Source organism: Vibrio sp. TMPB1044 (assembly GCF_030442075.1).
GTDB lineage: Bacteria > Pseudomonadota > Gammaproteobacteria > Enterobacterales > Vibrionaceae > Vibrio > Vibrio satsumensis.
Genome location: NZ_JAUJED010000100.1, coordinates 1 through 226, shown reverse-complemented (window position 1 = coordinate 226; position 226 = coordinate 1). Strand labels below are relative to the sequence as shown.

At 43.8% G+C, this 226-nt stretch carries 1 rRNA gene; it reads left to right on the top strand.

The features are described from left to right. Nucleotides 1–166: 166 nt before the first annotated feature. A 5S ribosomal RNA gene (gene rrf / locus QQ041_RS24110) occupies nt 167–226 on the top strand; the annotation flags it as partial.

Here is a 226-nt window from a genome sequence, read left to right as displayed (position 1 = left end):
GCAGGGTGTGTAAGTGCTGCGAGGCATTGAGCTAACCTGTACTAATTGCCCGTGAGGCTTAACCATACAACACCCAAGGGGTTTTGTGGACTCAAAGAAATACCAAACGCTTGAATGAGTTTGAAGAGAATAACTTTTAGATAAGCTTTCCGAATTTTAAAATTTGCTTGGCGACCATAGCATTGTGGACCCACCTGATTCCATGCCGAACTCAGAAGTGAAACAC